At 65.7% G+C, this 22017-nt stretch carries 19 protein-coding genes and 2 riboswitches; of the genes, 10 read left to right on the top strand and 9 right to left on the bottom strand.

Annotated elements, in window-relative coordinates; genetic code table 11:
• The first annotated feature begins 110 nt into the window (after nt 1-110).
• The 3 genes from IJ15_RS0100555 to IJ15_RS0100545 all read left to right on the top strand — a co-directional run bounded on the left by IJ15_RS0100555 (nt 111) and on the right by IJ15_RS0100545 (nt 2489).
• Nucleotides 111-866 carry an SDR family NAD(P)-dependent oxidoreductase gene (locus IJ15_RS0100555; RefSeq protein ID WP_031936405.1) on the top strand — a complete coding sequence of 252 codons (756 nt, stop codon included), beginning with the start codon at nt 111-113 and terminating at the stop codon, nt 864-866.
• A 101-nt stretch (nt 867-967) separates the two neighbouring features.
• The gene (locus IJ15_RS0100550) at nt 968-1240 is read left to right on the top strand and encodes a hypothetical protein (RefSeq protein ID WP_031936404.1); all 273 of its coding nucleotides are present in this window, start codon (nt 968-970) and stop codon (nt 1238-1240) included.
• Between the two features lie 88 nt (nt 1241-1328).
• Nucleotides 1329-2489 carry a Rieske 2Fe-2S domain-containing protein gene (locus tag IJ15_RS0100545; protein WP_031936403.1) on the top strand — a complete coding sequence of 387 codons (1161 nt, stop codon included), beginning with the start codon at nt 1329-1331 and terminating at the stop codon, nt 2487-2489.
• Nucleotides 2490-2555: 66 nt separating this feature from the next.
• Here IJ15_RS0100545 and IJ15_RS0100540 read toward each other — a convergent pair whose 3' ends face one another.
• Nucleotides 2556-3326 (bottom strand): IclR family transcriptional regulator, encoded by a 771-nt coding sequence (locus tag IJ15_RS0100540; protein ID WP_031936402.1) that lies wholly within the window; start codon nt 3324-3326, stop codon nt 2556-2558.
• Nucleotides 3327-3702: 376 nt separating this feature from the next.
• Here IJ15_RS0100540 and IJ15_RS0100535 point away from each other — a divergent pair, with 376 nt between their 5' ends.
• Nucleotides 3703-5154: an MFS transporter gene (locus IJ15_RS0100535; protein ID WP_031936401.1), complete on the top strand. Its 1452-nt coding sequence runs from the start codon at nt 3703-3705 to the stop codon at nt 5152-5154.
• 144 nt (nt 5155-5298) lie between these two features.
• Here the strand turns inward: IJ15_RS0100535 and IJ15_RS0100530 are convergent, their stop codons facing one another.
• Both IJ15_RS0100530 and IJ15_RS0100525 read right to left on the bottom strand, forming a co-directional pair.
• Nucleotides 5299-6087, bottom strand: a complete 789-nt coding sequence (locus tag IJ15_RS0100530) for a CbtA family protein (RefSeq protein WP_031936400.1) — start codon at nt 6085-6087, stop codon at nt 5299-5301.
• 14 nt (nt 6088-6101) lie between these two features.
• Complete coding sequence (locus IJ15_RS0100525; protein ID WP_031936399.1) at nt 6102-6296, bottom strand: CbtB domain-containing protein; 195 nt, start codon at nt 6294-6296, stop codon at nt 6102-6104.
• A 31-nt stretch (nt 6297-6327) separates the two neighbouring features.
• A riboswitch (cobalamin riboswitch) is annotated at nt 6328-6441 on the bottom strand.
• A 55-nt stretch (nt 6442-6496) separates the two neighbouring features.
• Here IJ15_RS0100525 and IJ15_RS0100520 point away from each other — a divergent pair.
• The 4 genes from IJ15_RS0100520 to IJ15_RS0100505 all read left to right on the top strand — a co-directional run bounded on the left by IJ15_RS0100520 (nt 6497) and on the right by IJ15_RS0100505 (nt 10726).
• On the top strand, nt 6497-7054 hold the full coding sequence (locus tag IJ15_RS0100520) for a histidine phosphatase family protein (RefSeq protein ID WP_031936398.1): 558 nt from the start codon (nt 6497-6499) through the stop codon (nt 7052-7054).
• Between the two features lie 463 nt (nt 7055-7517).
• Nucleotides 7518-8471, top strand: coding sequence for a LysR family transcriptional regulator (locus tag IJ15_RS0100515; RefSeq protein ID WP_031936397.1), 954 nt, complete (start codon nt 7518-7520; stop codon nt 8469-8471).
• A gap of 231 nt (nt 8472-8702) precedes the next feature.
• Nucleotides 8703-9674, top strand: a complete 972-nt coding sequence (locus tag IJ15_RS0100510; protein WP_031936396.1) for a putative oxygenase MesX — start codon at nt 8703-8705, stop codon at nt 9672-9674.
• A 26-nt stretch (nt 9675-9700) separates the two neighbouring features.
• Complete coding sequence (locus tag IJ15_RS0100505; protein WP_081880512.1) at nt 9701-10726, top strand: methionine synthase; 1026 nt, start codon at nt 9701-9703, stop codon at nt 10724-10726.
• 175 nt (nt 10727-10901) lie between these two features.
• On the opposite strand, the gene IJ15_RS0100500 is transcribed toward IJ15_RS0100505, so the two are convergent.
• Genes IJ15_RS0100500 through prpD form a run of 3 tightly spaced genes read right to left on the bottom strand, consistent with a single transcriptional unit; the run spans nt 10902 to nt 14462 of the window.
• Entirely contained in the window at nt 10902-12023 is a 1122-nt protein-coding gene (locus IJ15_RS0100500; RefSeq protein ID WP_031936394.1) for a bifunctional 2-methylcitrate synthase/citrate synthase, read from the bottom strand.
• Nucleotides 12020-12958: a methylisocitrate lyase gene (gene prpB / locus IJ15_RS0100495; RefSeq protein WP_031936393.1), complete on the bottom strand. Its 939-nt coding sequence runs from the start codon at nt 12956-12958 to the stop codon at nt 12020-12022. Before prpB ends, IJ15_RS0100500 begins: the two co-directional genes overlap by 4 nt.
• A gap of 1 nt (nt 12959) precedes the next feature.
• On the bottom strand, nt 12960-14462 hold the full coding sequence (prpD, locus tag IJ15_RS0100490) for a 2-methylcitrate dehydratase PrpD (RefSeq protein ID WP_031936392.1): 1503 nt from the start codon (nt 14460-14462) through the stop codon (nt 12960-12962).
• Nucleotides 14463-14634: 172 nt separating this feature from the next.
• On the opposite strand from prpD, the gene IJ15_RS0100485 reads away from it, so the two are divergent.
• A complete protein-coding gene (locus tag IJ15_RS0100485; RefSeq protein WP_031936391.1) occupies nt 14635-16059 on the top strand; it encodes a short-chain fatty acyl-CoA regulator family protein in 1425 nt (474 codons plus the stop codon).
• Between the two features lie 37 nt (nt 16060-16096).
• On the opposite strand, the gene IJ15_RS0100480 is transcribed toward IJ15_RS0100485, so the two are convergent.
• Nucleotides 16097-16504: a hypothetical protein gene (locus IJ15_RS0100480; RefSeq protein WP_156111979.1), complete on the bottom strand. Its 408-nt coding sequence runs from the start codon at nt 16502-16504 to the stop codon at nt 16097-16099.
• 156 nt (nt 16505-16660) lie between these two features.
• On the opposite strand from IJ15_RS0100480, the gene IJ15_RS0100475 reads away from it, so the two are divergent.
• On the top strand, nt 16661-17542 hold the full coding sequence (locus IJ15_RS0100475) for an NAD(P)-dependent oxidoreductase (RefSeq protein ID WP_031936389.1): 882 nt from the start codon (nt 16661-16663) through the stop codon (nt 17540-17542).
• Between the two features lie 9 nt (nt 17543-17551).
• Here the strand turns inward: IJ15_RS0100475 and metE are convergent, their stop codons facing one another.
• Nucleotides 17552-19813, bottom strand: a complete 2262-nt coding sequence (gene metE, locus IJ15_RS0100470) for a 5-methyltetrahydropteroyltriglutamate--homocysteine S-methyltransferase (protein WP_031936388.1) — start codon at nt 19811-19813, stop codon at nt 17552-17554.
• Nucleotides 19814-19957: 144 nt separating this feature from the next.
• Nucleotides 19958-20174: riboswitch (cobalamin riboswitch) on the bottom strand.
• A 123-nt stretch (nt 20175-20297) separates the two neighbouring features.
• Nucleotides 20298-21908, bottom strand: a complete 1611-nt coding sequence (locus IJ15_RS0100465) for an ABC transporter substrate-binding protein (protein ID WP_031936387.1) — start codon at nt 21906-21908, stop codon at nt 20298-20300.
• Nucleotides 21909-22017 lie beyond the last annotated feature (109 nt).

Genomic DNA, 22017 nt, shown 5'->3' with positions numbered 1-22017 from the left:
GACCGAACCGCCGAGGCAATCCTACATTGATTGAGCGTTTGCTCAATCCGGTGTCTTGAATCACAATAGGCGGCGAATTGTGACCGAGCGAGCAGCAGTAGGAGTGATCGATGGGAGTACTCGAGGGCGACGTCGCGCTGGTGACGGGGGCCGGACAAGGGATCGGGCGGGGCATCGCCCTGGCTCTCGCGGACGAGGGCGCGCGCGTCGCGGTCGTGGGCAGGACCCTGTCGAAGGTGACCGACACCGCCGACGAGATCGTCCGCAGGGGAGGCGATGCGCTCGCGCTCCGGTGCGATGTCACCGACCCCGCCGACATCGACGCCGTGGTCGCCGCGGTGGTGGCGCGCTACGGGCAGCTGTCGATCCTGGTGAACAACGCCCAGACCCCGGCCCACGGCACGCTGCTCGAGGTCGACGAGGGCGACTACCACGGCAGCATGAACTCGGGCCCGCTGGCGACCCTGCGGATGATGCGGGCGTGCCACCCGCACCTGTCGGGTGGTGGGTCGATCGTCAACCTGGGGTCGGCCGCCGGCCTGAAGTGGGACCCCAGCGGGACGGGTGCGTACGCCGCGGCGAAGGAGGCCGTCCGGGTGCTGACGCGGACGGCGGCCTGCGAGTGGGGTGCGGACGGCATCCGCGTCAACGCCATCCTGCCGTTGGCGTCGACGCCGCTGATGGACGAGTGGGCCGAACTGAACCCGGAGGCGTACGGGGACTATCTGCGCAGTGTGCCGCTGGGGCGTCTGGGGGACGCCGAAACCGACATCGGCCCGGCGGTGGTGTTCCTGTGCAGCGCGTCCGCGCGGTACATCACCGGTCATTCGCTGCCGGTCGACGGCGGTCAGGCCTTCCTGCGGTGACGATCGTTCGAATTCTTTACCGCTCAACGGAAATGGACCAGGAAGAGCGCACTGTCTACTCGTACGCTCGGTGAACACAGTTCCAACGGAAGGGTCGCACAATGCAACCGATCGAATGCGGATCGTGCGGTAACCGGGTACTCGTCGAGAAGTTCAGCCCGACTCACACCAGCACGCAGTGGGTCGACGACGCGGAGAGCAACTGCGCAGAGTTCCGTGCCCAGGCCGAGAAGGGCGTGCCCAGCATGTACGTGCGTACGTGCCATTCGCTGCGCGACACCATCGACGCGGCCGTGGCCAACGGCGACATCGCAGAGTCCTACCGCACCGTTCCGGTCGAGGGGTCGACGCAGGAAGTCCGCTCGTACACCTAGTCATCGGAACCGGATTCTCTGCGGTTCCAGGTTTTTCATGCGGCTCGCACAAGGGCGAGCGCGCACGAACATCAAATGAGGAGGCAAGATGACCGAGATCGCCGACGACGTCGCGGTTCGGGAGATCGAGGCGGGTAAGAACCCCGATCGTTTCGCGCGCGGATGGCACTGCATCGGCCGTGCGCAGGACTTCCGTGACGGGAAGCCTCACCAGGTCAAGATCTTCGGCACCGACCTGGTCGTGTTCGAGGACAGCAAGGGCGAACTGCAGGTCCTCGACGCGTTCTGCCGTCACATGGGCGGCAACCTCGCGATGGGTGAGATCAAGGGTGACAGCATCGCGTGCCCGTTCCACGACTGGCGTTGGAACGGCAAGGGCAAGTGCACCGAGATCCCCTATGCCCGTCGTGTTCCGCCGGTCGCCAAGACCCGGGCGTGGGTAAAGCTCGAGCGCAACGGGCTGTTCTTCGTCTACAACGACCCGCAGGGCAACCCGCCGCCGGCCGAGGTCACGATCCCGCAGATCGAGGGCTACGACGAGGGTGGCTGGAGCGACTGGAGCTGGAACACCTACGTCGTCGAGGGCTCGCACTGCCGCGAGATCGTCGACAACGTGGTGGACATGGCGCACTTCTTCTACGTGCACTTCCAGATCCCGACCTACTTCAAGAACATCTTCGAGGGTCACGTCGCGACCCAGGTGATGCGCTCGGGTGGTCGTGACGACATCCAGACCGGCGTCCAGCTGGGCATGGCGGAGGCCGAGACGATCTCGGACGCTTCGTACTTCGGTCCGTCCTTCATGCTCGACACCGTCTACACGGTCGCGGGTGACATCAAGGTCGAGACCAAGCTGGCGAACTGCCACTACCCGATCACGAACAACTCGTTCATCCTGCAGTGGGGAACCATCGTCAAGCGGACCGAGGGTCTGTCCGACGACGACGCCAAGGCGATGGCCGAGCAGTTCACCGAGGGCGTCGAGCACCAGTTCAAGCAGGACATCGCGATCTGGAACCACAAGAGCCGGATCGAGAACCCGCTGCTGACCGAGGAAGACGGCCCGGTCTACCAGCTGCGTCGCTGGTACCAGCAGTTCTACGTCGACGTCGAGGACGTCACCGAGGACATGACCAAGCGGTTCGAGTTCGAGGTCGACACCACTCGCGCACAGGAGAACTGGCGTGGTGTGGTTGCGGACAACGTCGCGAGCGGCATCAAGCCGGTCGAGTTGGTCGCGGACGTCTAGGCCTTCCCGGGCGGTGAACTATGCCCCTGTCGATGATTCGGCAGGGGCACAGTTCGTTTCGGTCGGTCAGGCGGGGATCGGTCGCAGTGTGCGACTGCTGGTCATGTGCCGCCATGTCGCGAGGGCAGCCATCCGCACCGGTGCGACGAGGGCGGAGCTGTTCATGCCCTTGGTCGGTCCGCACACCGAAATCGCGCCGACGGTGTTCTTGCCGTCTCCGATGGCTGCTGCAACACAGGAGATTCCGACGGTGGTCTCGTCACGATCGTGTGCGATGCTCTGTTCCCGGATCCTGGCGAGTTCGACACGCAGGCGTGCCGGGTCGCTGATCGAGTTCTCGGTGGATCCCGAAACTGACTCGGGAAGAACGGAGTCGGCGTCCACCCGAGAGTGTGCGAGTAGTGCCTTCCCGATGGCGGTGCGGTATGCGGGCTGGCGTCCGCCGACTCGGGAGGGGACCGAGAGCGTGAACCGTCCGCCGAGCTTCTCGAGGTAGAGCGCGTCGGATCCGTCGAGCACCGCGAGGTGGACGACGAGGCCGGTGGCGTTGTGCAGTTCGTGCAGCACGGGCAGCGCTGCCTGATGGACACGGTCGTGGTGCTGTGCCAGCGAGCCGAGTTCGAGCATCTTCATGCCGAGTTCGTATGCATGCCCGTGGCGGCGGATCCAGCCGATCCGGACGAGTTGGAGAAGCATGCGATGCGTCGACGACCGGGGGAATCCGGTCCGCCGTGACAGTTCCGAGAGGGTCAGCCGTTCCGCGTCCCGGAACGCGTCCAGCAGGAACGCGACGCGGTCGATGACTGCGATCGGGGAACTCGCATCTGTCGTCGTCATGACGTTCTGAACCTCCAGGGGTGCGCACGTTCCGCTTATTGAGCAAGCGTTCAATCAATTTGATCGGAACTGTAGCAGTGTGAGCCGCGTCGCTCCACCGGGTCTGCCGAGTGTTCGGTTCGTGTCGTCGTAGCGGTATGCGCCCTGCCGTCGTCGATCCTCGCTGTGACGGCCGATACGGAACGGGGCCAGCCGGCTCGTGCAAGCAGCTTCAGCTGAGTGGAACATCCATGTCCTGTTCCTGAATCACTCCATGCTGCAGGCGATTTCCCGGTATCTTCCCGCTCATCGGGAAGCGATGGAGGTGCGCTGCGGGTCGACTCCTAATGTGCTTCCGGTCACTGCTGGACATGCGACCGGAAATGTAGGTAGGGAAATGTCAGTCACCGTCTCGAAGGGCGACGACGCCCCCGTGCAGGTTGCGGGTGACCCCGGCGGCTCGAACGGGTACTGGATCCGCGTTCTGCTGATCCTCGTCCTGCTCACGGAGCAGGCGGCGCTGGCCTTCGCGCTGTTCACGCCGGCGCTGCCGAAGATCGCCGCGAAGTACGAGACGGCGCAGGTCGTCTGGGTCATGACGGCGCTGGTGCTCGCCGCCGCGATCTCGTCGCCGATCCTCGGCAAGCTCGCCGACGTCTACGGCAAGAAGCGCATGCTCGTGGTGACCGCGGCGATCGCGAGCCTCGGTGCGCTCATCTCCGCGCTCGCCCCGACATTCCCGATCCTGCTGGTCGGTCGCTTCCTGTCCGGTGTCGGGTTCGCCTTCACCGCGCTCGGCTACTCGCTGATCCGGGACGTGTTCCCGGCCCGACTGCAGGCGATGTCCATCAGCATCGCGAACACCGGTGTCGGTGTCGTCACCGTCGTCGCGCCGCTGATCACCGGTTTCATGGTCGACCGCACCGACGTGTCCTCGGTGTTCTGGTTCTCCTTCGCGCTGTGCGCCGTCGGTGGTCTGCTGACCCTCTTCTTCGTTCCGGAAACTCCGGTGCGTGCGAAGGTTTCCGTCGACTGGCTGGGTGCCTTCCTGCTGACCGTCGCCCTCTTCACGGTCATGCTGGCCCTGTCTCTGGGCGCCGGCTGGGGCTGGCTCAGCGGCCGGACCCTCGGCACGCTGGCCGTCACCGTCGTCTTCGCGGTCGCCTGGGTGGTGTGGGAGCGCCGCTGCCCCGAACCGCTCATCAGTATCGACGTCCTGGCCAGCCGGAAGGTCGGCATCACGCTACTGGCCGGTGGTATCGCCTACGGTGCGACGACACTCACCGCGACGCTGATCCCGATGCTGCTGCAGACGCCCAAGGAGGCCGCGGACTACGGGTTCGGCCTGTCGGTCACCGGCATGGCGCTGTGGATGCTGCCCGGTGGCCTCCTCATCGTCCTCGGCGGCGTGTTCGTCGGTGCCACCGCGAAGCGAATCGGGTTCCGGCAGCACCTCATCGGCGGCTCGGTCCTGATCGCGTTGGGCGCGGCCCTGCTCGCCACCACTCCGGACCAGGCGTGGCAGGTCGTGTTCGGCTACGGCCTGATCGGCTTCGGCTCGATGATCTACGCCGCGATCCCGAACCTGGTGATGATGGCGTTGCCAGAGGACCAGCGCGCGATCGGCGCGAACTTCACAGGCCTGTCCCAGTCGATGTTCGGCGGCATGCTGTCGTCGGTGGGCTTCGCCCTGCTGGCCCAGCACGTGGTGACCGTCGGCGCCGCCGGCCCGGTGTACAGCTCCGACGGATTCTTCGTAGCCTTCATGGTCGCCGCCGGTGCGGCGCTGCTCGGCGCGGTCCTGGCCTTCGGTATCACCGTTGGCCGCCGGACCTTGTCCGGTGATTGATCCCAGGGGGAGTTGCCCTACGGGCTGATCCGCGGCAGGTTCGATACGGGGATCCCGCTGGCGGTCAGCGGACGTTCGAGGCCCACCGTTCGGCGTGGGCTGGGTCGTGGGCGGCGATGTCGCCCACGACCAGCGCCGATTACCTCAGGCCGCCGGGGTACGACGATCTGCACGTTCGGTCAAGAACGCGAAGGCCCCGCCGAGCGCCGCCCACAGGGTTGCCTGCACCGCCAGCGACGAGACTCGGAACTCCCACAACAATGTCGCAGGGAAGTCGTCACCGACCTCGTTGATCGTCGGCAGCACCAGGCAACCGACGACCACGACTGCCACGAACGCGAGCACCGGTACCCCGGCTCGGATCGTGTGCAGTTCCTGGGCCTCGAGCACCTTGCGAACCGCGACCGCGACCGCGACCGCAACGAGGCCGAGCGCCACCGCCGCAAGCCACAACCAGGTGCGCTGACCGATGGTTTCGGGGTCGCCGACAGCAGGCGGATTCGCCGGATATTTCACGAAGGGCACCGCCTCGATCGCAAGCCACCCGAGCCCCGCCGTCGCCAGTGCCAGTGTCCACCCGGACGCGGCAGAGTGCCGACGGACAACATGCAGAACCGCCGCGTAGATCGCACCCAGAGCGAGACCGGCAAGGGTTGTCGCCAGGAACAATCCCGCCTTCTGACCGGTTCGGCTCACGAGCGCGTCCTCGCCGTGGCTGTGACCGCTGTCTGCTTCGGCCTCAGCATGCTCGTGCTCGTCGACGGATGCCGCCGCTTCCTCGAGCGTGATCGCGGCATCGATGTGCGGTTCGCCGACGACGAACGCGACGGCGCCGGCGAGTACTCCCGCGATCAGTCCGGCGAGCAGGCCGCGAAGTAGTAGCTGAACGACACTGCCGGAGAGAGCCACGGACTCGGTCCGGCGCTGCGACATCGGTTCCGTCGCGCTCAGTGACACGGGAGTCCGAGCAGGTGCCGGCCGTCGTGCATGAGTTCATGCATGAACATGCCGCTGCGGGATACTGCGCCCTGATCGAATCCGACCAGGTACAGCACCACGAAAGCGAGCAGAACGGTCGCGATGATCGCTGCGGTCAGAGCAGCGTCGGCCAGCGACCGGTCGGGTGTGTGAACAACCGCCATGAAAGCCTCCTCGGGAATGTCGCGTCCCATCGAAAAGTAATGCGCCGAGGGAGTTTTCTGGCTCCCGGACTCGTAGTCCGGTCACAGTGGCGCGACCGCTCCGGGATTTCACCGGATTACCTGCACCACGACGCATGCGTACGCGGAGACAGTTGCACCCGACTGCCGCAGGTGTCAAGAAGCGCGCGGGCTGTGGTCCAATGTCGGTCGTGCTGCGTCTACTGTTGCTCGCCCACGCATCCACCGAGGCCCTGGCGTCCGCGCGCTTCCCCTCCGACGAGGAACTCTCCGGCAGGGGCCGACGCGAACTCGCACGAATGAGCACTCCGATCGCGGACCATGCGCTGGCCGGCCCCGAACGTCGTGCCCGAGACACTGCGGCGGCCTTGGGTCTGGTCTCGGAACCTGAGGCCGCGCTACGCGAGATCGATTACGGGGCGTGGGCGGGACTGCCCATGTCCGCGATCCCGGAACCGGATCTTGCCGCGTGGCTGACGGATCCCGACGCCGCTCCACACGGAGGCGAGTCCGTTGCGATGCTTCTCGACCGGGTCCAGGACTGGCTCGACTCGTTGGCCGACCGGACGGGACGCTGGGTCGCGGTGACCCATCCGTCTGTGGTGCGGGCGGCGACGGTGTGTGCGCTGGGAGCACCGGCGTCGGCGTTCTGGCGCGTCGAGGTGCGGCCGACCGGTGTCGCGCGTCTACAGGGTCGGGCGGGCCGTTGGACGCTACGCCTGGACACGCCCACCGGCTGAATCGCCCCTTCGCCACTCTTCTTCCGCATCGAGAAGTGCTGCCGTACTTGATCTGACCACCGGACGCCCGTCAGGATTTCTCCCCCTGCCGGGGTCGTCGCCGGCGAACCCGTTGCTGAGTCGTTGGGGAAGCCGCAACCGCCATGCCGATCGCGGGATGGCGACGATCAGCTGTCGATGTGGTGATCCGTCAAACCCGCTGTCTACCAGAATGAATAGCCTAGTGCAGGCTAACGATGACCGAAGTTGACTGTACAACAGTGTATTTCGACAACAGTCGATCGAGGTCTCGATCCTGGTTGGCGTTTGTGTGGTGGCGGTCAGCCTCTCGGATCGACCGAAAGTCGGAGCGGGTTTCGTCATCGTCGGGGGGCCTCGAGTAGGTCGTCGCTGACACAACCATGGACGGCGCACCGGTCATCCGCAGCGCCGGTGAGGCGTACAGGTGCGATAGGTTTTGGCTATGGCACGGGACATCGCGGGAACGGTGCGGGGAATCACCCTTCAGCAGTTGCGGTACTTCGTGGAGGTGGCCGCCGAGGGATCGATCAGTGCTGCGGCGGACCTGCTTTACGTCGCGCAACCGACCCTGTCGACCGCGCTGAAAGACCTCGAAAGTCGCGTGGGGCGTGCGCTCTTCGTTCGCTCGACCCGTGGGGTGACGCTGACCGAAGACGGCGTGGAGTTTCTCGGATACGCGCGCCAGGTGGTCGAGCAAGCGGAACTCCTGGAGCAGCGGTATCTGGGCCGCGGGCCCTCGCGCAGACTCCTGGCCGTATCGACTCAGCACTATTCATTCGTCGTCGACGCCTTCGCCCGCATGGTGAAGGCGTCCGAGGCCGCGGAGTACGCGTTCAGCCTTCGAGAGACCCGCACATGGGACATCATCGAGGATGTCCGCACGCTGCGAAGTGAGCTCGGTGTGCTCTATCGCAACGAGTTCAACGCAAACGTGATCAACAAGCTGATTCGCGAAGCAGGGCTGGTGTTCACGCCACTGTTTCTGGCGTCGCCGCACATCTTCATCGCTCGCACGAACCCTCTCGCCGGGCGAAAGAGCGTGACGCTCAATGATCTCGAAGATCTGCCCCGGCTCACGTTCGACCAGGGTGTGAACAATTCCTTCTACCTCGCAGAAGAGATCCTCTCCACCCGTTCATCGAAGCAAGACATTCGGGTCAGTGATCGAGCGACCATCTTCAACCTCATGATCGGCCTGGGCGGGTACACCATCTCCACCGGCATCATCTCGGACGATCTTGATCCGTCCATCGTCGCCGTCCCGCTCGACGTGGACGAGCGCATCGAGATCGGTTGGATCGGTCATGCCTCGGTGTCCTTGACCTCCCAGGCTCAGCGATTCGTGGCGGAGATGCGCGACGTCGTTTCGGGGTTCGGAGTCGAACTTCTGACATAGTCAGCGGCTATACCCAGCCATCGCATTAGCTAATTAGGCTATGGCGATGGGTCTACTTACACTGACTTCCACGCCACTTCGGACAATCGCCTCCCGAATGTTCTCGGCCTGAAAGTTCGGCCCTGGACCATCGGGTATTCGGTTGAAGTGCTGCGAAATCTCAGGCAGTGAACCGTGCGGTGACGCGCTCGTCGCTGCACTCACCGCACACGAAAAGGGCAACTGGTCAGCATGACGAACGATTGCATTTTCAGCATCGACACTACGCGCTTCAATGAGGACTACGCCCCGTCGACCAACTCGCGCAGCACGACGAACTTCGCGAATCTCGCACGCGGCGAGAATCGTCGGCAGAATCTGCGCAACGCGGTGACGATGATGAACACCCGAGTCAACGAGTTGGTGCACTGGGACAATCCGCGCGGCGACCGCTACGCACTCGAACTCGACATCGTCTCGGTGGACCTGCATCTCGCGTCGGCCGGGGATGACGCCGCATTTCCGGTGATCGAAGTGCTCGACGTCGACATCGTCGATACCACCACGGGCTCCCGCACGGAGGGCATCGTCGGAAACAACTTCTCCTCATACATTCGCGACTACGATTTCAGCGTTCGACTCCCGGGGCACCAAGCGACGGGAATCCCCAGTGACTTCGGGGATCTGCATGGGCAGGTCTTTCAGCGTTTTGTCGAATCGGACGAGTATCGCGAACGGTTCTCGCAACCACCAGTCATCTGCATCAGCGTTTCGACGTCCAGGACGTACCGCCGGCTCACGAATCACCACCCGATTCTCGGGGTGGAGTATGTGGCAGATGGGAATTCGCTCACCGACCGGTACTTCGGGAAGATGGGGCTCAGGGTGCGCTACTTCATGCCTCAGGGGTCCGTCGCTCCATTGGCCTTCTACCACCGCGGTGACTTGCTCAACGACTATTCGTTTCTCGCACTCGCGGGAACGATCGCGACGATGGAGACGTTTCAGAAGATCTATCGTCCCGAGATTTACAACGCGAACACTGCGGCGTCGGAGGTGTACCAGCCGAGTCTCGACAACGGCAACTATTCACTTCCGCAAGTGAGCTACGACCGTGTTGAGCGCACTCGGCTCGCGACCACACAGGGAAGATTCACCGAGGTGAATCTCATGAAACCGTATGGCGCTGTTCTTCAACAGTGGGCTACCAAGCAATCCGCCTGACCGTGCGAGACCGAAAGGTACCAGAGATGAACACACTCCTGCCCACCTCGATCGTCGGTAGCCTGCCCAAGCCCTCGTGGCTTTCGGAGCCGGAGAAGCTCTGGTCGCCGTGGAAGTTGCGAGACGACGAACTGCGCGAAGGGAAACTCGACGCCCAGACGCTCGCAGCACATGAGCAGCGCCGTTCGGGGCTCGACATCATCAGCGATGGTGAACAGACGCGTCAGCATTTCGTGACCACGTTCATCGAGCACCTCGGTGGCGTTGACTTCGACCGGCGCGAGACCGTGCGAATTCGTGACCGCTATGACGCGAGCGTCCCGACGGTTGCCGGCGCGGTGAGCCGCGAAAAGTCAGTGTTCGCAGCCGATGCGGCGCGTCTTCGAGCAGCGACCGACAGGCCGATCAAATGGGCCCTGCCTGGACCAATGACAATGATCGACACGCTCTACGACAACCACTACAAGAGTCGGGAAAAGCTCGCATGGGAGTTCGCGATCATCCTGAACCAAGAAGCAAAGGACTTGGAAGCGGCCGGCGTCGACATCATCCAGATCGATGAGCCCGCGTTCAACGTGTTCTTCGACGAACTGAAAGACTGGGGCGTGGCGGCGCTCGAGCGTGCGACCGAAGGGCTGAGCTGCGAAACTGCCGTTCACATCTGTTACGGCTACGGCATCAAAGCCAACACCGACTGGAAGGCAACGCTCGGGGCCGAGTGGCGCCAGTACGAAGAGTCGTTTCCACTGCTGCAGCAGTCGTCGATCGACATCGTGTCGCTGGAGAGTCACAATTCGCGGGTACCTGTCGACCTGATCGAACTGCTTCGAGGCAAGAAGGTCATGCTGGGAGCGATCGATGTGGCGAGCGACACCATCGAAACGCCCGACGAGGTCGCCGCAACCCTTCGCCGCGCTCTCCCGTTCGTTGACTCCGACAAGCTCTACCCGAATACCAATTGCGGTATGGCGCCGCTGGGCCGACGCGTCGCACGAGACAAGATGGTCGCGCTCGCTGCTGGGGCCGAACTTCTGCGACGTGAGCTGTCCTAGCGACTCCGACGCCTCGGCGGCACTCCGGTCGGCCGCGGCGTCCTGGGCCCCGACTTCCTCGAAGCGGTCACCGAGGCCGAGGGCGATGGCCTGCAGCGATTCAGAAGAAGGAAGCGCCCCGGGGTGCAGGAGACGGTGATGCCAATGACCAAACCCCGGGGCGCTGATCGTGGGCTCAGGCCACCACCGAGCGCTGGGGCACGCCGGTGTATTCGCTGAGCGGGCGGATCAGGGCATTGGATTCGCCCTGTTCGATGATGTGTGCGGTCCAGCCGGTGATGCGGCTCATCACGAAGATGGGCGTGAAGACCTCGATGTCGAAGCCCATGAGGTAGTACGCCGGGCCGGTCGGGAAGTCGAGGTTGGGCTTGATTCCGGTGGCCTCGTTCATGGTGCGCTCGAGGATCTCGTACATCCGGACCCACTTGTCGCCGTCGGTCTTCGCGGCGACGTCGTAGAAGGCCTGGCGCATCGTCGGGACGCGCGAGTCGCCGTTCTTGTAGACGCGGTGTCCGAAGCCCATGACCTTTTCCTTGCGGGCCAGCTTGTCCTTCATCCAGGCCTCGGCGCGCTCGGGCTCGCCGATCTCGATCATGTCGTGCATGACCGCCTCGTTGGCGCCGCCGTGCAACGGGCCCTTGAGGGTGCCGATCGCAGCAGTGACGGCGCTGTAGATGTCGGACAGCGTCGAGGTCACGACGCGGGCGGCGAAGGTGGAGGCGTTGAAGCTGTGTTCCGCGTACAGGATCAGCGAGACCTCGAACGCCTTCACGATCTCCGGCTCGGGGATCTCACCGAAGCACATGCCCAGGAAGTTCTCGGCGAAGCCCAGGTGGCTGTGCGGGGCGATCGGGTCGAGTCCGTGCCGGCGGCGGTGATCGGCGGCGATGATGGTGGGCAGCACCGCCATCATCCGAAGTGCTTTCTCCCGGTTGGCCTTCGGGGAGTTATCGGCCTCTTCCGGGTCCTCCGCGCCGAGGTAGCTGATCGCGGTGCGCACCACGTCCATGGGGTGGCAGTTGTCGGGCATCTTCGCCACCAGCGAGAGCAGCGACCGGTCGGCCCGTCGACTGGCCCGCTCACGCTGACAGAACAGTTCCAGCTGCGCGTCGGTGGGCAGCTCACCGTTCCACAGGAGGTACGCGACCTGCTCGAAGCTGCAGTTCGCCGCGAGATCCTGGACCGCGTAGCCGCGGTAGGTCAGGGAATTGGTCTCGGGCACGACCTTGGAGATCGCGGTGGTGTCGACGACGACGCCGGCCAAGCCTTTGAAGATCGTCGGGACTGCATTCGTCATTGGTTCCCTCCGAGCGTGAAGTTGAAGACTCCCGAATCGAATTCGTTGTAGCGCTCGTACTCGAGCAACTCGTACAGCCGCGAGCGGGTCTGCATCTGATCGAGCTGACCCTCCTGCGTGCCGGTCTCGTGGATCTCGCGCAGACCCCGCTCGATGGCGCCCATCGCCAGCCGCAGTGTGGTGACCGGATAGATCACCGCGTTGTAGCCGATGTCCTCGAGCGTCTGCGCGGGGATCAACCGGGACTTACCGAACTCGGTCATGTTCGCCAGCAGCGGGATATCGACTGCGGCACGGAACTTCGAGAAGTCCGCCTCGGTGTGCAGGGCCTCGGTGAAGATCAGGTCGGCGCCGGCATCCGCGTAGGCCTTGGCCCGTTCGATCGCAGCATCGATGCCGACCTTGCCGGAGGCATCCATGTCACTGATCCCGGCGGCGTCGGTGCGGGCGCAGATCACGAAGTTCGCATCGCGTCGGGCCGTGACCGCGGCCCGCAGACGTCGGACCATTTCGTCGGTGGGCACGATGGCCTTGCCGTCGAGGTGGCCGCAGCGCTTGGGGTTGACCTGGTCCTCGAGGTGCAGGCCGGCGATGCCGGCGTCCTCGGCGGCGAGGACGGTGCGTGCCGCCGACATGGGTTCCCCGAAGCCGGTATCGGCGTCGATGAGCACGGGCAGGTCGGTCACACCGGCGATCTGCTTGCTGTGCGCGACGACCTCGGTCAGTGTGGTCAGGCCGATGTCCGGCAGCCCGAGCCCAGCGGAGAAGGCGCCGCCCGAGACGTACACGCCCTCGAACCCGATCTCCTGAATCAGCTTGGCGGTCAACGGGTTGATCGCGCCCGGCAGACGCTGAATCTTCCCCGACGACAGTCCGGCGCGGAAGGCACTGCGCTTGTCGGCTGCCGACGTGGTGGCGGCGATGAGACCGGTCATATCAGAACAGTCCCTTCGGCGACTTGGGCGAACGGGCTAGGACGTCGTCGGTGACGGTGAAGGTGAGCTGGTTCAGCTCGCCGGCCTTCAGTTCGGGGGTGCGCTGCGCGGCGTCGAGGAAGCGGTCCTGCTCGGCCGGGGCGACGACACCGTCGGCGAGGGTGCGGAACTTCGCGATGTACTGGTCCCGCGCGAACGGCCGGGCGCCCAGCGGGTGCGCGTCCGCGATCGCGAGCTCGTCGACGATCACCTCACCGCTCTTCAGCGTGACCTCGGCGCGGGCACCGAACGCCTTCTCGTCGGGGTCGGTCGAGTGGTAACGGCGCGTCCACTCGGGGTCCTCGGCGGTGGAGATCTTCTTCCACAGCTCGATAGTGTCCGGGCGCTGCGCGCGCTCGGGTGCGTACGAGCGCTCGTGGTGCCACGTGCCGTCCTGCAGCGCGACCGCGAAGATGTACATCACCGAGTGGTCGAGGGTCTCGCGGCTCGCGGTCGGATCGAACTTCTGCGGGTCGTTCGAGCCGGTACCGATGACGACGTGGGTGTGGTGGCTGGTGTGCAGAACGATCGACGCGATCTGGTCCAGGTCGCCGATCTGCTCGCGCATCCGGCGGGCCAGGTCGATCGGAGCCTGGCTCTGGTACTCGGCCGAGTGTTCCTTGGTGTAGGTGTCGAGGATCGCGCGCTTGGCCTCACCCGGACCGGGCAGCGGCACAGCGTATTCCGCGTTCGGGCCGCCGAGCAGCCACGCGATGACACCGTCCTCACCCTCCCAGATCGGGGACGGGGCACCCTCGCCGCGCATCGCGCGGTCGACGGCCTCGACCGCCATCTTCCCGGCGAACGCCGGCGCGTACGCCTTCCAGCTGGAGATCTCTCCCTTGCGGGACTGACGGGTGGCGGTGGTGGTGTGCAGGGCCTGACCGATCGCCTGGTACACCGTCTCGGTGTCGAGGCCGAGGAGCGTGCCGATACCGGCAGCCGCGGACGGGCCGAGGTGAGCGACATGGTCGATCTTGTGCTCGTGCAGGCAGATCGAGCGAACCAGATCCACCTGGACCTCGTAGCCGGTGGCCAGGCCGCGGATCAGATCGGCGCCGCTGCGACCGGCGTGCTGCGCGACCGCGAGGATCGACGGAATGTTGTCGCCCGGATGCGAGTACTCCGCCGCCAGAAACGTGTCGTGGAAATCGAGCTCGCGCACCGCGACACCGTTCGCCCATGCTGCCCACTCGGGCGAGAAGGTGCCGCCGACACCGAAGACGGTCGAGCCCGGCGTATAGGGGTGGGAGAGGGCCTGCGCACGGGCGTTCGCGACCGGCCGGCGGGTCACCGACGCGGCCGCGACGGCCGCGTTGTCGATGATCCGGTTGACGATCATCTCGGCGGTGTCGGCGGGAACCCCGACGTCATCGGTGGCGACCTCGGCGACCTTCCACGCGAGGTGCTCATGCCTGGGGAAGTCCTCTGCAGAACGGTGGGTACGAACGGGATGTGTCTTCAACGCGGTGTCCTCCGGTGAGCTGGTGCTGCTGTGTTTCGCAGCGTATGCAGACCTGATTCGTCGGTAAAGAGCCTGAATATGCGTACTTTTGTGGTGTGGATCTGTCGAATCTGCGAATGGTGCGAACCGGGGTGGCCGTGCTTGAGTGGGGGCGGCGGGAAGGGGCACGAAGGTGCAGAAGATCTATGGCGGTCCGCGATTGCGCCGGCTCCGCGAGGAACGCGGTCTGACACAGCTCGCGCTCGCGCGCATCCTCGACCTGTCGGCGAGTTACGTGAACCAGCTCGAGAATGATCAGCGGCCGTTGACCGTGCCCGTCCTGCTCAAGCTCAATGCCATGTTCGATCTGGACGTGCACTTCTTCGCTGCCGAGTCGGATGCACGCCTTGCCGCCGACCTGCAGGACGTGCTGACGGCGCTGGGGTCGTCGTCGGCGAGTCCGTCCGTGGTCGAGGAGTTCGTCGCACGTATGCCGGAGATCGGCCACGCGTTGGTGAACGTCCATCGTCGGCTGCTCGCGGCGACCGAGCAACTCGAGCAGTACAGCGCCCATCTCGCCGCCCCGTCCGATGCGGGGGTCGAGTCTGCCGTGCCGATGCCGTTCGAGGAAGTGCGAGACTTCTTCTACGACAGGCACAATCACATTGCAGAGCTCGACGACGCCGCCGAGCGGCTCTTCGTCGAGAGCGGTTTGCGTATCGGCTCACTCGACACGCAGCTGACAGGGCTTCTCGGTTCCGAGCACGACATCGTCGTCCGCTTGCGCACCGACCCGCCGGACCGTCCCGGGCCCAAGCGTGTGTACGACGCGACGAACCGCATACTCACCCTGTCGCGCCACCTGTCACCCGGACAGCGCGCGTTCCAGATCGCCACGCAGTTGGCGTTTCTCACCCAATCGGCGGTGATCGATCGACAGCTCGAGGCTGCGACCGGCCTGAGTGACAATGCGCGAGAGCTCGCGAAGATCGGTCTCGCGAACTACTTCGCGGGCGCATTGTTGCTGCCGTACACACAGTTCCTCGACGCTGCGGAGTCTCTCCACTACGACATCGAGATGCTCGCGTTGCAGTTCGAGGTGGGTTTCGAGACGGTCTGCCACAGGCTGTCGACGATGCAGCGGCCCGCTCGCCGTGGGGTGCCGTTCTTCTTCGTCCGCACCGACCGTGCCGGGAACATCTCGAAGCGACAGTCCGCCACGGCGTTCCACTTCTCGCGGGTCGGCGGTAGCTGCCCGCTCTGGGTTGTCCACGACGCTTTCAGCACGCCGGGGCGGATCCTCACCCAGGTGGCGCAGATGCCCGACGGCCGCACCTATCTGTGGATCGCGAGAACCACCGACGCTGGCGCCCACCCGTACGGCACGTCGGAGCGGAGCTTCGCTGTCGGCCTCGGTTGCGACATCACCCACGCCGACCGGCTCGTCTATTCGCGCGGGCTGCGCCTGGACGAGCAGATGTCCCCGGTGCCTATCGGTGCGGGCTGCAAGATCTGCGAGCGCACCGACTGCGCACAGCGTGCGTTCCCTCAGATCGGACGCCCGGTGCGTGTGGACGTCGATTTCAGCAGTCGATTGCCGTATCCGCCGGCGTCTTGAATTCCGGTCTCGCCCGGGTTCGGCGCCGTGTCGGGTATCAGGGGACGTAGAAGATGCCGTTGGCTCCGAAGTATTCGTTGCCGGCGGTGAAGGACGCGGTCACCACGCCGGGCCCGGTCAGCACCGCGGTGGGTCCGCTGCCGCCGACTGCGGCGACGCCTGCGGACCCGGTGCTGAGGTTGTTCCACTGCACCCGGTAGACGCTCGGTCCGGGGTACGGATACGGCGCGGAGAATTCCACCACTCCCGGCTGCTTCCCGGTCGTGGCGTACGGCGAGTCTGCGCACAGAACGGTGCAGCCGGTGAACAGTCCGGTGCGCCATACGCGTGGGATCTGAAAGGGCGTCACGACGGGATCCGCCGCTGCGGGGCTGAGCCCGGCGAGCAGTGGTACGGCAACCACGGCGGCGATCAGTGCTGCTCGAATCGACCGAATGTTCCTCATCGGATGCACCTTTCGCCCGAAACCGAGGTAGGTGAGAGCGGCTGCATGTGCGTATCGATGATATCCGCGGGACAACTTCTGCACGGGCGTCGTTGCAGAATCGGGGGTTACAGTGGATCGAGCCGTGACCGTTCCTTCGATCGCGAGGAGTCAGCCGTGGACATCGGATTTCTGGGCATGGGCACGATGGGCCGCCCGATGGCGCGCAATCTGGCCCGCGCCGGTCACGACCTGAAGGTATGGAACCGTAGTCCAGGTAAGGCCGAGTCCGTGGTCGAGTGTGGTGCCACGGAGGTGGAGTTCGTGACCGATGCGGTCCACCTGCCGGTGGTGTTCAGTGCGCTCGCCGACGACCGGGCATTCGCTGACGCGGTGCTCGGGGCGCCGTCGTTGCAGGCCGCGCAGCCCGGTTCGGTACATGTCAACCTGGCCACCGTCAGCCCTGGAATGGCAGCGGAGGCCGAATCGGTGCTGGGGGAGAGGGGGATCCGCTATGTCGCGGCGCCGGTGTTCGGCCGGGCGGAGGTAGCGGAGGCCGGCGCTCTGACGGTGCTCGCTGCGGGTGAATCCTCCGCAGTCGACGTGGTGGCTCCGCTGCTCGAGACCATCGGACGACGGACGTGGCGGATCGGTGACGATCCGAAGCAGGCCAACGTCGTGAAGATCCTCGGCAACTACCTGATCGCCACTGCGATCCAGTCGATGGCCGAGGCGACGACGGTGGCGGAGAAGGTCGGCGGCTCGCCCGAGTTGCTCATGGAGATCATGAACGACAGCCTGTTTCCGGGCGGGGTCTACGGCGGCTACGGCAAGATGATCGCCCAGCGCCACTACGAACCCACCGGATTCCGGCTTCCGCTGGGCCTCAAGGACGTCCGACTCGCCCTGTCGCAGGCACACGACGCCAGTGTCGGCCTGCCCTTCGGGAGCGTTCTCGAGGATCTGTTCCTCGATGCACTCGCCCACGGGCAGGCCGACCAGGATTGGTCCGCGATCACCGAGGCCACCCGGCGTCGGGCCGGACTCACTCGGGACTGAGCGCGCTACCTAGATTTCGGCGCGCACCATCCGGGCCGCCTCGACGAGGTTGCGCAGTGACGCCTCGACCTCGGCCGTGCCGCGGGTCTTGAGGCCACAGTCCGGGTTGACCCAGAGTCGTTCGGCGGGAACTGCCTTCAGCGCGGACCGCAGCGAGCCTGCGATCTCGTCGACCGACGGAACGCGCGGCGAGTGGATGTCGTACACACCCGGACCGACACCCAGATCGAACCCGACCGCATTGAGGTCGTCGAGCACCTCCATGTGCGAGCGGGCCGCCTCGATCGACGTGACGTCGGCGTCGAGGCCGGCGATCGCCCCGATCACCTCACCGAACTCGGAGTAGCACAAGTGGGTGTGGATCGCGGTGGTGTCGGCGATACCCGACGTCGACAGCCGGAACGCGCCCACGGCCCAGTCCAGGTAGTCGGGCTGGTCGGCGGCGCGCAGCGGTAGCAGTTCGCGTAGCGCGGGCTCGTCCACCTGGATCACTTTCGCACCGGCAGCCTCGAGATCGACCGTTTCGTCCCGGATCGCGAGTGCGATCTGGTCGGCGGATTCAGCGAGCGGCTGATCGTCGCGCACGAACGACCACGCGAGGATCGTCACCGGGCCGGTGAGCATGCCCTTGACGGGCCTGTCCGAGAGCGACTGCGCGTAGGCGAACCAGTCGACGGTCATCGGACGGCGTCGCCGCACGTCGCCGAACAGGATCGGCGGGCGCACGCAGCGGCTGCCGTACGACTGCACCCACCCGTTCGCGGTGGCGGAGAAGCCGTCGAGCTGCTCGGCGAAGTACTGCACCATGTCGTTGCGTTCGGGCTCGCCGTGCACCAGCACGTCCAGGCCCAGAGCCTCCTGCAGCGCGACGACGTCGGCGATCTCGGCCCGCATCCGCCGTACGTACTCGGCCTGATCGATCTCACCCGTGCGCAGCGCGGCTCGGGCCACCCGGATAGCGGTCGTCTGGGGGTAGGAACCGATCGTGGTGGTCGGCAACGGAGGCAGCGGCAGCACCGCGGACTGGGCGGTGCGTCGCTCGGCGGCGGGGCTGCGGCGACGATCCGCCTCGGTGAGGGCGGCGAGCCGGTCGCGGATCGCGTCGTCGTGCAGGCGCGGGTCGGCGCCGCGAGTGGCTGCGGCGGCGCGGGCGTCGGCCAGATCCTCGGCCACCGCGTCCCGTCCGGCGCGCACCGCGGTCGCGAGAGTGCCCACTTCCCGGATCTTTTCGGCACCGAACGCCAGCCACGACCGCAGTGCACGATCGAGGCCGTCCTCGCCGTCGAGGGTGTAGGGGACGTGCAGCAGCGAGCACGATGTCGAGACGGCCACCGACCCGGCACGCTCACGTAGGGTTTCGAGCGCATCGAGTGAGCCGTCGAGATCATTGCGCCAGATGTTGCGGCCGTCCACCACACCGGCGACGATGTGTTTGCGCTCGAGGCCGGGCGTCGTGAGGACGGACCCCAGCGAGCCCGCGACCAGGTCGACGGCCAGCCCCTCGACCCCGGTCTCGGCGAGCACCGGCAGCGCCGGACCCAGGTCGCCGAAGTAGGACGCCAGCAAGATCGCCGGACGCCGGTCGAGCGCCGACAACCGGTCGTAGACCGCCCCCGCTGCAGTGAGTTCGGCGTCGGTGCGGTCCGCGACCAGGGCGGGCTCGTCGATCTGCACCCACTCGACGCCGGCGTCCGCGAGGCGTGCCAGCAGATCGGCGTACAACGGCACGATCTCGTCGAGGCGGTCCAGCGGCGAGCCACCGTCGAACTTGGACAGCAGCAGGAACGTGACCGGACCGATCACGACCGGCCGTGCCGGAATGCCCTGCGCCAGGGCCTCGTCCACCTCGCCGAGCACCTTCGAGGCGTCGAGGGTGAAGGTGGTCTCCGCGGTGATCTCCGGGACCAGATAGTGGTAGTTGGTGTCGAACCACTTCGTCATCTCGAGCGGCGTCACCTCGGCGGTGCCGCGGGCCGCCGCGAAGTAACGGTCCAGTTCGTCGTCGATCCCCGTGACCCGCGCCGGTAGCGCGCCGAGCATGACGGCGGTGTCGAGCATCTGGTCGTAGTACGAGAAGACATTGACCGGAACGGAATCCATGCCGGCGTCGACCAGCTCGGTCCAGGTCTGTCGACGCAGATCCCGCGCGACGGACCCGAGAGCGGAGGCGTCGAGGTTCCCGGCCCAATAGGACTCGACGGACTTCTTCAGTTCGCGCCGGGGCCCGATACGCGGGGACCCCAGAACGGTTGCGGTGAAAGCGAATGTCACGGTGTTCTCCAGTTGCTCACAGCGTGGATGGTCACCGCCGGTAGACGAGAACAGACCGAGCCCTGGTGCGTCCGCCGGTGGACAGCACGAAGTTCCGAGTCGATCTACTCGCCTTCTCCTCGAGGCGGTGGACCGTCGGGCACGGCGTGCCCGACACAGTCGGCAGGTCTTCGGACTCGTGGGCGCTCGGGCGGGTGCGAGACCTGCGCGAATCTACTGGCCGTCGCTTCCCAGACCTCTCGGTCCAGTGCGAATGACGGCGGTCGTTCCCACTCACCGCTGCGGGACAGTCCCGGATTTCCACCGGGTTCCCTCTCACACCCGGCGGTCTCACGACCACGGGTGCTTCGACGTCGAGTGACGGTCTTCGGGGCTCCTCACGACCGCACCCGGCGAACCAGCTGCCCTTCCAGCATAGGCCTTGGAGAGACGCCGATCGGGCGGTCCCGGTAGGGGACCGCCCGATCGGCGACTGTGAAGGGGGCTACGAGTCGGAATCGGAAGTGAGCCAGGCCTTTCCGAAGAGCATGATGCCGTCCGCACTCGGGGTGATGCCGTGAGTGTTCTTGCTCCACGGGATGAAGTACTTGCCGGCGTTGACGACCAGCATCGGGTTCGTCTCGTTCACGAGGGTCTGGACGTCCTCGAGGACCGCGAGACGGTCGGCGTCGTTCGGTGCGGTCTGCAGCTTGCCGAGCAGGGCGTCCATCTCGGGATTGCGGTAGCCGAGCACGTTCGACGTCGACTCGCTGTAGAGGTTGCCGTACATCCGGACGAACGGGGATTCGTCGAGGATATTGAACCCGGCGTAGCCGATGTCGTAGTCGTGCAGCGCGTACATCGTCTTGACCAGGTCGTTGATGCTCGTGGCGTTGACGATGTCGACGGTGAACCCGACGGCCTGCAGCATCGACTGGAAAGCGAGCCCGCTCGATTTCGCGGCGGCGTCGTTGAGCCCGACGTACGTGAGCCTGCCGTCGTAGCCGTCGGCCTTGGCCTCGGCCAGCAACTTCTTCGCCGTCTCGGGGTCGTAGCCGGAGCCGGCCACGTCACCGTGCCACTGCGACCAGGGCTGGAACATGTCGCTGCTCGGCATGCCGAACCCGCCCTCGACACGCTCGTTGAACGTGTTCGGATCGAACGCGGCGACGATCGCCTTGCGGACCCGTTCGTCGGACGCGGCGCGGCCCTCACGCTGATTGATGTTGCCGACCCCGCCCATGCTGACGGTGTAGACGTAACCGACGTCGCCGGCCTCGAGTGCGTTGTGGACGACCTCGGCGTTGCGCAGGTAGGCGGCCTGGACTCCGCCGGTGTGCAGGGCGTCGAGCTTCGCCTGCTCACTGACGATGGCGGGGAAGCGCAGCTTGTCCAGGTGCGGCTTCCCGTCCCAGTAGCCCGGATTCGCCGCGAGCACCAGTTCGTCCTGGGAGGCGAACTTCTCGACCGTGAACGGGCCGGCGCCGACCGCGGTGAACTTGCCGCTCGCCATCGACGACGGCGCCACGATCATTCCGGGGCCGGTGGTGAACAGGATCGGGAATTCGTTCCACGGCTGCTTCAGGGTGAACACCACGGTGGACGGATCCGGAGACCGGACTTCGCCGACGGTGGCTGTCCACACCTGGGCGTGGGTGCCCTTCTTCCCCAGATACCGGTCGATGCTCCACTGCACGGCCGCCGCGTCCACCGGAGTGCCGTCGCTGAACTTGGCCCCGTCTCGCAGCGTCAACGTCCACACGGTGTTGTCCTCGTTGGCCGTCAGCGATTGCGCCAGTTGCGGCGAGTACTCCTTCGACTCCGGGTCGTACCGCATCAACACGTCGTAGATCGCAGCCATCTCGCTGCCGCCGGTGGCGCCGCCGTCCTGCCGGTCGGCCGGGTCCAGGCTGCTCACGCCGTTGTACGTGGCGTAGGACAGCGTGCCTCCCGATGTCGGATCGCCGCCGTCGGGCTGCTCGCCGACGATCCCGGTCGCGACCTCGGACGCGTCGGTCGCCGCACCCGATCCGCCGGCGCAGCCGGCCACCAGTACTGTCGCCGCGGCCAGTGCGGTGAACACGCTGCCGACGCGGGTTAGGGGCGATCGTGTCATTCAGAACCTTCTTTCGCGCACAGGGCCGGTCCGCTGTCCGAGTGGCCGGACCGGTGAAGCAAACGATCGACGAGCTCATCGGTGTGACGCGGGACACGTTAATCTAGTT

The organism is Prescottella defluvii (assembly GCF_000738775.1).
GTDB classification, from domain to species: Bacteria; Actinomycetota; Actinomycetes; order Mycobacteriales; family Mycobacteriaceae; genus Prescottella; species Prescottella defluvii.
The sequence above is the reverse complement of the archived record's forward strand: the minus strand, read 5'-3'. Positions and strand labels throughout refer to the sequence as shown.

What these genes read in the sequence shown, in the direction of transcription:
- IJ15_RS0100555 (WP_031936405.1), top strand. Translation starts at nt 111, where the DNA reads ATGGGAGTACTCGAGGGCGACGTCGCGCTGGTGACGGGGGCCGGACAA.
- IJ15_RS0100550 (WP_031936404.1), top strand. Translation starts at nt 968, where the DNA reads ATGCAACCGATCGAATGCGGATCGTGCGGTAACCGGGTACTCGTCGAG.
- IJ15_RS0100545 (WP_031936403.1), top strand. Translation starts at nt 1,329, where the DNA reads ATGACCGAGATCGCCGACGACGTCGCGGTTCGGGAGATCGAGGCGGGT.
- IJ15_RS0100540 (WP_031936402.1), bottom strand. Translation starts at nt 3,326, where the DNA reads ATGACGACGACAGATGCGAGTTCCCCGATCGCAGTCATCGACCGCGTC.
- IJ15_RS0100535 (WP_031936401.1), top strand. Translation starts at nt 3,703, where the DNA reads ATGTCAGTCACCGTCTCGAAGGGCGACGACGCCCCCGTGCAGGTTGCG.
- IJ15_RS0100530 (WP_031936400.1), bottom strand. Translation starts at nt 6,087, where the DNA reads ATGTCGCAGCGCCGGACCGAGTCCGTGGCTCTCTCCGGCAGTGTCGTT.
- IJ15_RS0100525 (WP_031936399.1), bottom strand. Translation starts at nt 6,296, where the DNA reads ATGGCGGTTGTTCACACACCCGACCGGTCGCTGGCCGACGCTGCTCTG.
- IJ15_RS0100520 (WP_031936398.1), top strand. Translation starts at nt 6,497, where the DNA reads ATGTCGGTCGTGCTGCGTCTACTGTTGCTCGCCCACGCATCCACCGAG.
- IJ15_RS0100515 (WP_031936397.1), top strand. Translation starts at nt 7,518, where the DNA reads ATGGCACGGGACATCGCGGGAACGGTGCGGGGAATCACCCTTCAGCAG.
- IJ15_RS0100510 (WP_031936396.1), top strand. Translation starts at nt 8,703, where the DNA reads ATGACGAACGATTGCATTTTCAGCATCGACACTACGCGCTTCAATGAG.
- IJ15_RS0100505 (WP_081880512.1), top strand. Translation starts at nt 9,701, where the DNA reads ATGAACACACTCCTGCCCACCTCGATCGTCGGTAGCCTGCCCAAGCCC.
- IJ15_RS0100500 (WP_031936394.1), bottom strand. Translation starts at nt 12,023, where the DNA reads ATGACGAATGCAGTCCCGACGATCTTCAAAGGCTTGGCCGGCGTCGTC.
- prpB (WP_031936393.1), bottom strand. Translation starts at nt 12,958, where the DNA reads ATGACCGGTCTCATCGCCGCCACCACGTCGGCAGCCGACAAGCGCAGT.
- IJ15_RS0100480 (WP_156111979.1), bottom strand. Translation starts at nt 16,504, where the DNA reads ATGAGGAACATTCGGTCGATTCGAGCAGCACTGATCGCCGCCGTGGTT.
- IJ15_RS0100465 (WP_031936387.1), bottom strand. Translation starts at nt 21,908, where the DNA reads ATGACACGATCGCCCCTAACCCGCGTCGGCAGCGTGTTCACCGCACTG.